The sequence below is a fragment of the Streptomyces sp. enrichment culture genome, from assembly GCF_964272855.1.
GTDB lineage: Bacteria > Actinomycetota > Actinomycetes > Streptomycetales > Streptomycetaceae > Streptomyces.
The window spans coordinates 7,337,740-7,350,652 of sequence record NZ_OZ186847.1 but is presented as its reverse complement, the minus strand read 5'-3'; the positions used below and the strand labels follow the sequence as shown (position 1 = coordinate 7,350,652).

The 12,913-nt window shown below is 75.2% G+C and carries 10 protein-coding genes; 8 read left to right on the top strand and 2 right to left on the bottom strand.

Annotated features, from left to right (window positions below; all coding sequences use genetic code 11):
- Positions 1 to 7 precede the first annotated feature (7 nt).
- Positions 8 to 1,633, top strand: a complete 1,626-nt coding sequence (locus tag ACSU6L_RS32745) for a right-handed parallel beta-helix repeat-containing protein (RefSeq protein WP_437062680.1) — start codon at positions 8 to 10, stop codon at positions 1,631 to 1,633.
- Between the two features lie 7 nt (positions 1,634 to 1,640).
- Here the strand turns inward: ACSU6L_RS32745 and ACSU6L_RS32740 are convergent, their stop codons facing one another.
- Together ACSU6L_RS32740 and ACSU6L_RS32735 are read right to left on the bottom strand one after the other, a co-directional pair.
- Complete coding sequence (locus tag ACSU6L_RS32740; RefSeq protein ID WP_437062678.1) at positions 1,641 to 3,095, bottom strand: FAD-dependent oxidoreductase; 1,455 nt, start codon at positions 3,093 to 3,095, stop codon at positions 1,641 to 1,643.
- Positions 3,096 to 3,186: 91 nt separating this feature from the next.
- Complete coding sequence (locus ACSU6L_RS32735; RefSeq protein WP_437062676.1) at positions 3,187 to 4,413, bottom strand: polysaccharide pyruvyl transferase family protein; 1,227 nt, start codon at positions 4,411 to 4,413, stop codon at positions 3,187 to 3,189.
- Between the two features lie 530 nt (positions 4,414 to 4,943).
- On the opposite strand from ACSU6L_RS32735, the gene ACSU6L_RS32730 reads away from it, so the two are divergent.
- From ACSU6L_RS32730 to ACSU6L_RS32700, 7 genes are read left to right on the top strand one after another with little or no spacing between them, the layout of a single operon-like run.
- Positions 4,944 to 5,948 (top strand): NAD-dependent epimerase/dehydratase family protein, encoded by a 1,005-nt coding sequence (locus ACSU6L_RS32730; protein ID WP_437062674.1) that lies wholly within the window; start codon positions 4,944 to 4,946, stop codon positions 5,946 to 5,948.
- A 56-nt stretch (positions 5,949 to 6,004) separates the two neighbouring features.
- Positions 6,005 to 7,666 (top strand): carbamoyltransferase family protein, encoded by a 1,662-nt coding sequence (locus tag ACSU6L_RS32725; protein ID WP_437062672.1) that lies wholly within the window; start codon positions 6,005 to 6,007, stop codon positions 7,664 to 7,666.
- The gene (locus ACSU6L_RS32720; protein WP_437062670.1) at positions 7,666 to 8,751 is read left to right on the top strand and encodes a glycosyltransferase family 2 protein; all 1,086 of its coding nucleotides are present in this window, start codon (positions 7,666 to 7,668) and stop codon (positions 8,749 to 8,751) included. The genes ACSU6L_RS32725 and ACSU6L_RS32720 overlap by 1 nt, the downstream gene beginning before the upstream one ends.
- Positions 8,748 to 9,497 (top strand): D-glycero-alpha-D-manno-heptose-1,7-bisphosphate 7-phosphatase, encoded by a 750-nt coding sequence (locus ACSU6L_RS32715; RefSeq protein ID WP_437062668.1) that lies wholly within the window; start codon positions 8,748 to 8,750, stop codon positions 9,495 to 9,497. Before ACSU6L_RS32720 ends, ACSU6L_RS32715 begins: the two co-directional genes overlap by 4 nt.
- Positions 9,494 to 10,624, top strand: a complete 1,131-nt coding sequence (locus ACSU6L_RS32710) for a glycosyltransferase family 9 protein (RefSeq protein WP_437062666.1) — start codon at positions 9,494 to 9,496, stop codon at positions 10,622 to 10,624. Before ACSU6L_RS32715 ends, ACSU6L_RS32710 begins: the two co-directional genes overlap by 4 nt.
- A complete protein-coding gene (locus ACSU6L_RS32705) occupies positions 10,621 to 11,586 on the top strand; it encodes a glycosyltransferase (RefSeq protein ID WP_437062664.1) in 966 nt (321 codons plus the stop codon). The genes ACSU6L_RS32710 and ACSU6L_RS32705 overlap by 4 nt, the downstream gene beginning before the upstream one ends.
- Complete coding sequence (locus ACSU6L_RS32700; RefSeq protein WP_437062662.1) at positions 11,583 to 12,851, top strand: glycosyltransferase; 1,269 nt, start codon at positions 11,583 to 11,585, stop codon at positions 12,849 to 12,851. The genes ACSU6L_RS32705 and ACSU6L_RS32700 overlap by 4 nt, the downstream gene beginning before the upstream one ends.
- Positions 12,852 to 12,913: the final 62 nt, after the last annotated feature.

Here is a 12,913-nt window from a genome sequence, read left to right as displayed (position 1 = left end):
AGTGCGTATGTCCATGTCTGTGTCGTTGCCGTTGACGCTGGACGCCAGGCAGCACGGGCTGGTCGGGGACGGGGTCACCGACGACCAGCCGGCGTTCGCGCGGCTGGTGGACATGGTGGGCGCGGCATGCGCGGCGGACGGCCGGCCGCGGACCATCGAGGTGCCGGCCGGGCGGTACGTGATTCGGGACCGGCCGACCCTCTGGCACAGCGGGGTGTCGCTGACCGGGGCGGGGCGGGGTGCCACCTGCTTCGTCCTGGAGAATCCCGGCGCGCCGCGCACCCCGGTGCCGCTGGCCTGGTTCACGACGGCGCAGCACGGCGCCGGCCGGGACCGTCACCTCGCCGACGTCACCTTCGCGCACTTCGAGATCGACGGGTCGGGGGTGCGGACGGAGCAGTACGAGGTGCTGGCGAAGGGGCTGGGGCTGCAGTACGTGCTGCGGGGGCGCTTCAGCGACCTGTACATCCACGACACGGCGGCCACCGGGTTCGGCTGCGACTTCCTTCAGGACACGGTCGTGGAGGGGGTGCTGGCCGAGCGGTGCGGGCGGCAGGACCCCGGGGAGAAGATGGGCGGCGCGGGCATCGGGATCGGCGTCGGCGGATGGGGGCCGAGCGAGCGTCTGACGATCACCTCGTGCACCGCGGTCGGCAACGGCACCAACGGCATCTTCCTGGAGCTGCAGCAGGAGCACTGGAGGCCGCCGCGGGGCATCCGCATCGTCGCCTGCCACTGCGAGGACAACCGGTTCGGCATCTCCGACTGGGGGGCCGACGGGCTGGTGGTGTCCGCCTCGACGATGATCGGCAACCACGAGGCGGGCTTCGACGTGTCGTCCCAGGGCACCACGAGCGTCGGCGGGCGGGGCGGCATCGTCACCGGCTGTGTCATCGACGGCAACGTCCGCGACGGTATCGGGTTCGGCAACTCCCCCGGCCCGTACGCCTTCCGCGGCAACCGGATCAGCAACAACGGCCGGTACGGGTACTGGGATCACAACCTGGAGGGCGGGGACCAGGAGCCGGCCATGGACGTGGTGCTGGAGTCCAACGACATCTGCGGCAACGCGCTCGACGGCGTCCGCGTGGACGCCGGGCTGCGCGACTCGGCGCTGCTCGGCAACCGGATCCGTGACAACGGCCGCCGTGCCGCACCGGCGGCCTCGGGCGGCGGCGACGGGGTGCGCTGTTCCCCGTTCACGCTGGTCGACGAGGGGGCTGCCTGGCCGCCGGACGGCCACCGCGGCAAGCTGGTGACGGTCGGCGAACAGAGTGCGCGGGTGGTGTACAACACGGGGACGGAACTGGGGCTGGCGCCGTGGCGGCCGGGCGCGCCGACCGCCTGGCCCGACGGCACTCCCGCGCCGGGCTCCGGGTATCGCCTGCCCGGCTGTCCCGCCGTACGCGCCGGGATCACCGTGGACTCGCCGGTGTCGCGGCCGCAGCTGACCGGCAACCGGGTCTGGGACGACCGGCGGCCGCAGACGCAGACGCACGGCCTGTGGATCACGGCCGACGGCCGTATGACGGGCGGGCGGGTCACCGACAACGACTTCTCGGGCAACGCCTCGGCGGCGACGCGGTTCGACACCGCGCCGGTGGGCGGGCGGTGGCAGGACAACGACGCGTGAGCAGGGGTCAGCCCGGCTGCCGGGTGGGCGCGCCCATGCCGAGGCGCAGCCGCGCGCCCTGGCGGAGCAGTTCCTCCTGGACGAGTTCGGCGGGCACCTCGCGCGGGGTGCGGCCGTCACGGGTGGCCAGCGCGGCGCAGACCCCGGCGGCCTGGCCGGTGGCCATGGCGATGGGCATGACGCGGTACGAGGAGTGCGCGACGTGCGAGCCGGAGATGCAGCGGCCTGCGACGAGCAGCCGTTCGGTGTCACGGGGCAGCAGGCAGCGCAGCGGGATGTCGTAGAACCGCCCCTGGGGGACGCGCATGAGGACGGTACCGGAGCCCTTGGGGTTGTGGATGTCGACGGGGTAGGCGCCGTGCGCGACGACGTCGGGGAAGGAGCGGGCCTCCATGATGTCGTGGCCGGTCAGGTGGTAGTCGCCGAGGACGCGGCGGGTCTCGCGGACGCCGATCTGGGTGCCGCTCTGCACGACGTACGACTCCTCGAAGCCCGGCACGCGCCGGCGCAGGAAGCGCTCGATCTGCTCCAGCTGCCGGCGGGCGGTGTACTCGGCGCGGGTGAGGTCCCACACGTCGATGCCGAGCGCCCCGGTGACGCGGGTGCTGTTGACGCTGACCTCGCCGGGGTGCGGGGTGCCGAAGAACAGCATGTCCTCGCGGGGCAGGTCGAGTTCGCCCGCCTTGGTGGCCTCCTCGACGAGGTCCCACAGGCCGTGCACGCCCTTCCACTGGTCGGGGTGCTCGCGGACGTACTCGGAGAAGCGCGGCCGCAGGAAGTCCACGACCCGGAACATCAGCGTCATCGGCTGCACCAGCCCGTCCTGGGGGCGGCCGATCTCGCAGGGCGCGCCGCAGGCCACGGCCACGTCGCCGTCGCCGGTCCCGTCGACGACGATGCCCGCGTCGATCACGACGGGGCCCGACTTGCTCTCGAACACCACCCGCCAGCCGTCGTCGAGTGGCAGCGCGGTGGAGGCGAAGGCGTGGAACAGCATGCGCACGCCCGCCTCGTCGAGCAGGTCGAGGAGGACGAGTTTGTAGATCTCGGGGTCGAACGGCACGGTGTAGCCGGTCTTCAGGGACGGCTGCACGCAGCCGCCGCGTGTGCCGAGCCGGTCCAGGAGCTGCCACAGGAACCCGGCGACCACCGCCTCGCCCTCGCCGTGGTCGGTGGGCAGCAGATGGTCGCCCTGCTGGCCGGGCTCGGTGAACACGGCCTGTTTTCGCTCGTTGTGGAACGACATCAGCGGCATGACGAGGGCCGCGGTGGCGTTGCCGCCGAGGAAGCCGTAGCGCTCGACGAGGACCACCTCAGCGCCGGCCTCGGCCGCCGCGCAGGCCGCGGCGGTGCCGGCCGGTCCCCCGCCGACGACCAGGACGTCCGTGCGGCCGCCGTGGCGGGCGGGGCGCGGCGGCAGGGTGACGGTCCGGGACTGTGCGGGTGGTTCCAGGATCGGCATCGCTTCTTCCCGTCGGCAGGTGGTTCCGGTACGGAGGGCCCGGCGTCCGGCGCGGCGGGGGCGGCGTCCGGGACGGCGGGCCCTCCGGGCGTCAGGTCGCGGTCCCGGTACCCGGCCTGAGCAGATGCAGGCCCGGCTCGCCGGCGTCCGCCACGCCCGCGATGCCGGTGTCGAGGGAGTCGAGCACGGCTCCGACCCGGGCGCAGGTCTCCCGCGCCCGGCCGCGCAGTCGCCGTACGCGCTGTTCGAAGTCGTCGCGCCGGTCGGGGAACTCGTCCCAGAGCCGGTCCACCTCCGCCAGCAGCAGTCCGGCCTGCTCGCGGGCGACGCCGACGAGGGCGGGGGCGCCGAGGCGGCGGGCGAAGTCGAAGACCTTGCCGGAGTAGGGCAGCGGCAGCACGGGCAGCCCGGAGAGCGCGGCGAAGATCAGGAAGTGCAGGCGCATGCCGACGACGAGGTCGAGGTGGCTCATGAAGCCGAGGACCTGGCCGGGGCTGTAGACGCTGTGCAGGATGCGGCCCCGGTCGGGCGCGGTCATCCGGGAGAGGACGCCGTGGGCGTGGTGCACGTCCTGGCGTTCCATGGGGACGAAGACGACGTGGGCGTCGAGGCGTCGTACGAGGAAGTCGGCGACGTCGGCGAGGAGGGCGTGATAGTCGCCCTCGTCGAGTTTCTCGGCGGCGCGCCCGGGTTCCCGGACCGACATGCCGACCAGCCGGTTGGCGTCGGCGGGGATGCCCTCCTGGCGCATCATCTGGTCGGTGAACGGCTCCGGCGGCAGCAGCAGGGCGGGGTCGGCGGTGACGGTGATGTCCCGGTCGACGCCGGCCTCCTCGAGCACGAGGTGCGACTCCTCGTCGCGCACGACGACCTCGTCCATGGCCGTCAGCACCGAGCGCACCGCCTCCCGGTCCTCCGCCTCGCGCAGCGGGCCCGCGCCGATGGCGTAGGCGAAGGTGCGGACGCCCCGGGCCTGGGCGGCACCGGTCACCCGCAGGTAGCGGCGGGCCTCGCCGTCGTAGAGGATGCCGCCGCCGCCGAGGACGAGCAGGTCGAGGCGGGACAGCACGTCGAGCACCTGCCTCTGGGGGACGCCCTCCCAGTCGACCACCTCGTCGAGGGTGGGGTGGTGGGCGCGGGTGTGCTCCGCGTTGCGGCTCAGGGCGATCAGCCGGGCCTGCGGTCGGTGGGTGCGCAGACAGCTCAGCATGCAGGTGAGGATGGCCTCGTCGCCGAGGTTGTAGCCGCCGTAGGAACCGAGCAGGCCGATACGCGGGCTCGTCCCGGTGGCGCGGGGAGGCTGTGCGGTGGTGGTCATCCGGAACTCCTGTCCGAGGCGGGTCGCTGCCGCGGGTTCGGGCCCGAGTTGCCGTCACAAGTCGGGAGAAACCCCTGCTGAGGCACTTTCGGCGGACGGTGTCCGGGCTGGTCCGTGAGGGCGGCGGACGGCCGGAACGCCGTCGATGTCATGCGCACAAGGACCGCGAGGTGCGTCGCGGCGGAGCCCGTGACCGCCGGACCCGGGCCGGGCGGTCCTGCTCCGGAACCGGACCGGCCGCCGGTCGGCGGCCGACTCCCGGCGCCCATCCTTCCACGGGACCCGAACGGCCACCATCGCAGCGGAGCGGCCCCGCTCGGCTGTGTGTGCGGTTCCCGGCATGTTCCGGTACCAGGCGGGAAACCGGGGCCGCGTCCCGCGCCGTCCGGCGCGGCACGGAGCCCGTCACGCTCCGTACGTCACTCCGATGCCGTACACCACCGAGCCCCGCGAGCCCGGGCGTCGGAGGCTGTTCGGGTGTGGGCGGTCCGCCGCCGCACCCCTGCCGTCCCTCTGACGAGGAGGCCTGAATGAGCAACCCTTCTTCCCGGACTTCGCGGACTTCGCGGGCTGCCGCGCGGACTTCCCCGCGGGCCTGGCGGCACGCGGTCGTCACCGGCGGCGCCGGCTTCGTCGGCTCGCACCTGTGCGCCGCGCTGCTGGAGTCGGGCGCCGCGGTCACCTGCGTGGACGACTTCAGCACGGGACGGCCCGAGAACGTGACACCGCTGATGGACCGGCCCGGGTTCACGCTGGTGCAGGCCGACGTGTCCGAGGGCCTGCCCGTCGACCGGCCGCCCGACCTCGTCCTGCACTTCGCCTCCCCGGCGTCCCCGGCCGACTATCTGCGGCTGCCGCTGCACACCATGGACGCCGGCAGTCTCGGCACCCGGCACGCCCTGGAGCTGGCGCACCGCTCCGGCGCCCGCTTCCTGCTCGCCTCGACGTCCGAGGTGTACGGCGACCCGCAGCAGAACCCGCAGGACGAGCGGTACTGGGGCCATGTGAACCCGGTCGGCCCGCGCAGCGTCTACGACGAGGCGAAGCGCTTCGCGGAGGCGCTGACCACCGCGCACGCGGACGGCGAGGGCACCGACACCTGCATCGTGCGGCTGTTCAACACCTACGGCCCCCGGATGCGCGGCCACGACGGCCGGGCCGTGCCGACCTTCGTCCGGCAGGCGCTGGACGGCGAACCCCTCACGGTCACCGGCGACGGCGGCCAGACCCGCTCCCTGTGCTACGTCGACGACACCGTGCGCGGCGTCCTCGCGGCCGCGGCGCACGGGCTGCGCGGCCCGGTCAACATCGGCAACCCGCACGAGATCACCATGCTCGACCTGGCCCGCCTGGTGGTCGAACTGACCGGTTCCGCCTCCGACATCCGCTTCATCGAACGGCCGACCGACGACCCGGCCGTGCGCTGCCCGGACATCACGCTGGCCCGCGACAAGCTCGGCTGGGAACCGGAGGTGGACGCCGAGGAGGGCTTGCGGCGGACCATCGCCTGGTTCCGCTCCGGCGCCGACCACTGACCCGTCGTCCCTTCCCCGGGAAGCCGACCGCCCCTTCGCCGAAAGGCCTGGCATCCATGCGCATCCTCGGAATCAACGCCCTCTTCCACGACCCCGCCGCCGCCCTGGTGGTCGACGGCCGTACCGTCGCCGCCGCCGAGGAGGAGCGGTTCTCCCGGCGCAAGCACGGCAAGCGGCCGGTGCCGTTCTCCGCCTGGGAGCTGCCGGAGAAGGCCGCCGCGTGGTGCCTGCGCCGGGCGGGTCTGCGCCCGCAGGACCTGGACGCCGTCGCCTACTCCTACGACCCGGCACTCGCCCGGCCCGCCGCGGACATGGGCCTGGACGATCCCTGGGACCACCTGCGGCAGACGTACGCCCGGGAGGCGCCGGGCTTCCTGAAGGCGGCGCTGCCGGGCCTCGACCCGGACATCGTGCGGTTCGTGCCGCACCACATGGCGCACGCCGCGTCCGGCGCCTACTGCGCGGACGGCGCCGAGGACTCCTCCGTGCTGGTCCTGGACGGGCGCGGGGAGCGTGCCTCGCATCTCGCCGCGCGCCGGGTCGGGGACCGGCTGGAGGCGCTGTACGCGCAGGAGCTGCCGCACTCGCTCGGCCTGGTCTACGAGGAGCTGACCGATCATCTGGGCTTCCTGCGCTCCTCCGACGAGTTCAAGGTGATGGCGCTGGCCTCGCACGGCACCCCGCGGATGCTGGCGGAGCTGCGCCGGTACGTGCATCCGACGGGTGACGGCGGGTTCCGGGCCACCGGGGTGCCGTGGCACGAGTTCTGCCCGCGGCGCGGCGCGGAGGAGCCGTGGACGCAGGAGCACGCGGACGTGGCCGCGAGCGCCCAGGCGGTGCTGGAGGAGACGCTCCTCGATCTGGTGCGCTGGCTGCACGGCCGGACCCACGACAGCGTCCTCACGCTCGCCGGGGGCGTCGCCCTCAACTGTGTCGCCAACTCCCGCATCGCCCGCGAGGGCCCGTTCTCCCGGGTGTGGGTGCAGCCCGCCGCCGGTGACGCGGGCACCGCGCTGGGCGGCGCGCTGCTGCTGGCCGCCGGGAAGGGGGACTCCCCGGAGCCGATGACCGGCGCCGACCTCGGCCGGGACTGGTCGGACGCGGAGCTGGGGGCGTGGCTGAAGACGGCCGCCGTACCGTTCGAGCGGCCGCCGGACATCGCCGGGACGGTGGCGCGGACGCTCGCGGACAACGGGATCGTCGCCTGGTTCCAGGGCCGCTCGGAGTACGGCCCCCGGGCGCTCGGCCATCGCTCGCTGCTGGCCCACCCCGGGCACGCGGGCAACCTGGAACGGCTCAACGACGTGAAGGGCCGCGAGCAGTTCCGGCCGGTGGCGCCGATGGTGCTGGCGGATCGCGCCGCCGAGATCTTCGACGGGCCGCTGCCGAGCCCGTACATGCTGTTCGTGCACGACGTGGCGCCGGCCTGGCGGGAGCGGATCCCCGCCGTCGTGCACGTGGACGGCACGGCCCGGATCCAGACCGTCGACGCGGCGCGGGAACCGCTGGTGGCGCGGATGCTGAGCGAGTTCGAGAAGCTCACCGGGCTGCCGGTCGTGGTCAACACCAGCCTGAACACGGCGGGGCGCCCCATGGTGGACGACCCGCGCGACGCCCTGGAGTGTTTCGGCTCCTCACCCGTCGACCTGCTGGCCATCGGCCCGTACGCGATCCGGCGCGGCGACTTCTTCCGCGCCTCGGCCGAGGGGAGGGTCTGATGAACGAGCGGCACTCCGCCGGGGAGCCCGCCGAGACCACCGGATACGCGATCGTCATCCCCACGCTCGGCCGGCCCAGCCTGCGCACGTGTCTGCGCGCGCTGGCCGCCGCCGGCGGTCCCCCGCCGGCGCGGGTGGTCCTCGTCGACGACCGGCCCGCCACGGCGGGCGGCGCGCCCCTCACGGATGTCGTCCCCGAGCCGCTGCGGCCCGTCACGACGGTCGTCGCGGGCGGCGCCCGAGGACCCGCCGCGGCCCGCAACGCCGGGTGGCGGGCCGCCGGACCGGTGCCCTGGGTCGTCTTCCTGGACGACGACGTGGTGCCCGGGCTGACCTGGGCCGCCGATCTCGCCCGCGATCTGGCTGCGGCGACGCCCCGGACCGCCGCGGTGACCGCGCGCGTCCACGTGCCGTTGCCCGCCGACCGGCGCCCCACCGACTGGGAGCGCAACACCGCCGGGCTCGCCACCGCCCGGTGGATCACCGCCGACATGGCGTATCGGCGGACCGCGCTGGAGGCGGCCGGGGGCTTCGACGAACGGTTCCGGCGGGCCTTCCGGGAGGACGCGGACCTGGCCCTGCGGGTGACCGGCGCCGGGTGGTCGGTGGCCGAGGGGTCCCGTACGACGACCCATCCGGTACGGCCCGCAGACCGCTGGGTCTCGGTACGGCTCCAGGCGGGCAACGCGGACGACGTGCTGATGACACGGCTGCACGGCCGCACCTGGTGGCGCCGGGCGGACGCGCCACGGGGGCGGCTGCCCGGGCATCTCGCGGTGACCGGGGCGGCGGTGGCCGCGCTGACCTGCGCGGTGCTGCGCAGGCCCCGGGCCGCCGCGGTGTGCGGTGGGCTGTGGCTGGCCGGGACGGCCGAGTTCGCGCTGGCCCGGATCCGGCCGGGGCCGCGCACCCGGGACGAGATCGTGACGATGGCGCTGACCAGCGTGGCGATCCCGCCCGCCGCCGTACGGCACTGGCTGCGGGGGTGGTTCGCGCACCGGCGTACGCGGCCGTTCGACGCGTCCCGGGTCGCGGGGCCGCCGTCGGCGCGGCCGGAGCCGGAGCGGGAGCGGGTGGGGTCATGAGCGACCGCCCCTGGCTCTTCGAGGGCCGCCCGCGCGTGTCCGAGGGGCCGGCGCCGCCCGCTCGCTCCCCCGCCGACGCCCTGCCGGCCGCCGTGCTCTTCGACCGCGACGGCACCCTCGTCGTCGACGTGCCGTACAACGGCGACCCGGCGCGGGTCGAGCCCATGCCGACGGCGCGCGAGGCGGTCGACGCCGTCCGGGCGGCGGGGATACCGGTCGGCGTGGTCAGCAACCAGTCGGGGGTGGCACGGGGGCTGCTCACGCGCCCGCGGATCGAAGCGGTTCAGCGCCGGGTGGAGGAGCTGCTCGGTCCGTTCGACGTGTGGGCGGTCTGCCCGCACGGTCCCGACGACGGCTGCGGCTGCCGCAAGCCCGCGCCGGGACTCGTCCTGGCCGCCTGCGCCCACCTCGGCGTCGACCCGGCCCGCAGCGTCGTCGTCGGCGACATCGGCGCCGACCTGACCGCGGCTCGGGCCGCGGGCGCACGGGCCGTACTGGTCCCCACACCGTTGACCCGCCCCGAGGAGACCGCCCTGGCGGAGGAGACGGCGGAGACCGCCGTGGACCTGCTCGGGGCGGTACGGCTGGTCCTGGGCACGAGGCCCGCGGACGCCGTGGCCCGGCACGGGAGGGCGCCACGTCCTGCGGCTGGGCCGAGCGGCACCAGGACCGGGACCGACCGCACGCCGGGCCACGGCGCGGACTGCTCCTGGCAGCGAACGACGCGAACGGCGGCCCCGTCATGACCGCCGCACCCCGCACCCTCGTCGTCCGGCTGGACAGTGCCGGTGACGTGCTGCTGGCCGGGCCCGCCGTGCGGGCGGTGGCGGCCGGGTCGTCGTACACGGCGATGCTGTGCGGGCCGCAGGGTGAGCAGGCGGCGCGGATGCTGCCGGGCGTGGACGAGGTGCTGGTGCACGACGCGCCGTGGGTGGGGCTGGAGCCGGCGCCGGTGTCCCGGGAGGAGACGCGGCGGCTGCTCCAGACGCTGGCCGGGCGTCGCTTCGACCGCGCGCTGATCCTGGTGTCCTTCCATCAGAGCCCGCTGCCCGCGGCCCTGTTGCTGAAGCTGGCCGGGGTCGGCTGGGCGGCGGCGGACAGCGTGGACTATCCGGGCGCGTTGCTCGATCTGCGCCACCGCCGGCGGCCGCACCGGCACGAGGCGCTTGCCGCCCTGGACCTGGCGGAGGCCGCCGGGTTCGCGCTGCCGGCGGGTGACGACGGCACGTTGCGGGTGCTGCCGCCGCCGGACACGACCCGCCTGACCGGCCCAGAACCGTATGTGGTGCTGCATCCGGGTGCCGCCGTGCCGGCCCGCGCCTGGAGCCCGGCCCGGGCGGCGCGGGCCGCAGCGGCGCTGGCCGCCGAGGGCTACCGGGTGGTGGTGACCGGCGGCCGCGGGGACCGGGAGCTGACCGCGCGGGTGGCCGGTTCGCACGCTTTGGACCTGGGTGGGGTGACGGATCTGCGGCAGCTGGCGGGGGTTCTGGCCCGCGCGCGGGTGGCGGTGACCGGGAACACCGGCCCCGCGCATCTGGCCGCGGCGGTCGGCACGCCGGTGGTGTCGCTGTTCGCGCCGGTGGTGCCGGCCGAACGCTGGCGGCCGTACGCGGTGCCGTCGGTGCTGCTGGGCGACCAGGAGGCCGCCTGTGCGGGGACCAGGGCCCGGCGTTGCCCCACGCCGGGACATCCGTGTCTGGACGGGATCCGCGACGCGGAAGTGCTGGCGGCGGTGGCCGCGCTCAGCACCGGAGGAAGGGCGGACCAAGGGGAAGACCGACCGGTCGGGATGAATGACTTGACTGAGACAAGGAAGACGGCGGATCGGGCAAACGAAACAAAAGGGGCCAGTGAGCGAGGAGTGGCGTGGTGAACATTCTGCTGTGGCATGTGCACGGCTCCTGGACGACCGCGTTCGTCCAGGGTCCGCACACCTACCTCGTCCCCGTGCTCCCCGACCGCGGCCCGGACGGGCGCGGCCGGGCCCGGACCTTCCCCTGGCCCGCCTCCGTGCGCGAGGCGACCCCGGACGAGCTGCGGGACGCGGAGGTCGACCTGGTCGTCCTCCAGCGGCCGCACGAGATCGAGCTGGCCGAACGCTGGCTCGGCGGCCGCCGCCCCGGCCGGGACGTCCCCGCCGTCTACCTGGAGCACAACGCCCCGGACGGCGACATCCCGAACACCCGGCACCCGTTCGCCGACCGCGACGACCTGACCCTCGTCCACGTCACCCACTTCAACCGCCTGTTCTGGGACAACGGCGGCACCCGCACCGAGGTCGTCGAACACGGCGTCGTCGACCCGGGGCACCGGTACACCGGCCGGCTCGCCCGCGCGGCCGTCGTCGTCAACGAGCCGGTACGGCGCGGCCGCCACACCGGCACCGATCTGCTGCCCGCCCTGGCCGAGGCGGCACCCCTGGACGTCTTCGGGATGCGCACCGAGGGCCTCGCCGCGCACCTCGGGCTGTCCGAGGATCGATGCCGGTCCGCGGACCTGCCGCAGAGCGAGCTGCACGCGGCGATGGCCGAGCGGCGGCTGTACCTGCACCCGGTGCGCTGGACCTCGCTCGGGCTGTCCCTGCTGGAGGCCATGCACCTGGGCATGCCCGTGGTGGCGCTCGCCACCACCGAGGCGGTGGAGGCCGTCCCGCCCGGCGCGGGCGTGCTGTCCACCCGCCCGCAGGTGCTGGCGGAGGCCGCCCGCCGCTATCTGGCGGAGCCCGACGCGGCGGCCGAGGACGGGGCGCGGGCCCGCCAGGCGGCCCTCGGACGGTACGGGCTGAAGCGCTTCCTGAACGACTGGGAGCGCGTGATGACGGAGGTGCGCTCATGACCGCATCGGTCGGTTCCCTGACCGCCGCCCCGGACGCCGGCCACCCCGGCTCCCTCGACATCGCGCTGGTCTCCGAGCACGCCAGTCCGCTGGCCGCGCTCGGCGGGGTCGACGCGGGCGGGCAGAACGTGCACGTCGCCTGTCTCGCCGGCGCCCTCGCGGACCGCGGGCACCGGGTCACCGTGCACACCCGCCGGGACAGCCCGGACCTGCCCGACCGGGTGCCGCTGCGCGACGGGGTGGAGGTCCACCACGTGCCCGCCGGGCCGCCCGAGCCGCTGCCGAAGGACGAGCTGCTGCCCCACATGGACGAGTTCGGGCGGCAGCTGGTCCGGGCCTGGCGGGGCCGGCCGCCCGACGTGGCGCACTCGCACTTCTGGATGTCCGGGCTGGCCTCGCTGCACGCGGTGCGCGCGCTGGACCTGCCGCTGCTGCACACGTATCACGCGCTCGGCACGGTCAAGCGCCGCCACCAGCGGCTCGCGGACACCAGCCCGCCGCAGCGCGTCGCGCTGGAGACCGAGGTGGGCCGGGGCTGCGACCGGGTGATCGCCACCTGCCGGGACGAGGTCGTCGAACTGACCCGGATGGGCATCCGCGCCGAGAAGGCGAGCATCGTGCCGTGCGGCGTCGACACCGGCCTGTTCACCCCGCAGGGGCCTGCTGCCCCGCGCGGCTCCCACCCCTACCGGCTGCTCCAGCTGGGCCGGCTGGTGCCGCGCAAGGGCGCCGCGGTGTCCATCGCCGCGCTGGCCCTGCTGCCCGACACGGAACTCGTCGTGGTCGGCGGCCCCCCGGCGGACCGGCTGGACCCGGACCCGGAGGTGCGCCGGCTGCGGGAGATCGCCCGCCGGGCCGGGGTCGCCGACCGGGTCCGCTTCACCGGCGGGGTGCCCAGCGAGCAGGTGCCGCCGCTGCTGCGCGGCTCCGACGTGGTGCTGTGCCCGGCGGACTACGAGCCGTTCGGCATCGTGCCGCTGGAGGCGATGGCCTGCGGCGTCCCGGTCGTGGCCAGCGCGGTCGGCGGCCAGCTGGACACCGTCGCGGACCCCGGCACCGGACGCCTGGTGCCGCCGCGCGACCCGCGGGCCCTCGCCCGCGCGGTCGCCGGCCTCCTCGCCCACCCCGAGACCCGGCGGGCGTGCGGCGCGGCCGGGCGCCGCCGGGTGCTGCGCCGCTACACCTGGGCGCGGGTCGCCGCCGAGACGGAGGCGGCGTACTGCGCCGTCCTGGAGGCCGAGCCGGCCGTGACGGGGGTGGTGTGAGGCCGTCCGTCCCCCCGTCACCGCTGCGAGCCCCGACGTTCGAAGGAGGTGCGGGTCCCGCC

Excerpts from the sequence above, each read along its gene's own strand:
- ACSU6L_RS32725 (WP_437062672.1), top strand. The coding sequence starts at position 6,005 with ATGCGCATCCTCGGAATCAACGCCCTCTTCCACGACCCCGCCGCCGCC.
- ACSU6L_RS32745 (WP_437062680.1), top strand. The coding sequence starts at position 8 with ATGTCCATGTCTGTGTCGTTGCCGTTGACGCTGGACGCCAGGCAGCAC.
- ACSU6L_RS32730 (WP_437062674.1), top strand. The coding sequence starts at position 4,944 with ATGAGCAACCCTTCTTCCCGGACTTCGCGGACTTCGCGGGCTGCCGCG.
- ACSU6L_RS32740 (WP_437062678.1), bottom strand. The coding sequence starts at position 3,095 with ATGCCGATCCTGGAACCACCCGCACAGTCCCGGACCGTCACCCTGCCG.
- ACSU6L_RS32715 (WP_437062668.1), top strand. The coding sequence starts at position 8,748 with ATGAGCGACCGCCCCTGGCTCTTCGAGGGCCGCCCGCGCGTGTCCGAG.
- ACSU6L_RS32720 (WP_437062670.1), top strand. The coding sequence starts at position 7,666 with ATGAACGAGCGGCACTCCGCCGGGGAGCCCGCCGAGACCACCGGATAC.
- ACSU6L_RS32700 (WP_437062662.1), top strand. The coding sequence starts at position 11,583 with ATGACCGCATCGGTCGGTTCCCTGACCGCCGCCCCGGACGCCGGCCAC.
- ACSU6L_RS32710 (WP_437062666.1), top strand. The coding sequence starts at position 9,494 with ATGACCGCCGCACCCCGCACCCTCGTCGTCCGGCTGGACAGTGCCGGT.
- ACSU6L_RS32735 (WP_437062676.1), bottom strand. The coding sequence starts at position 4,413 with ATGACCACCACCGCACAGCCTCCCCGCGCCACCGGGACGAGCCCGCGT.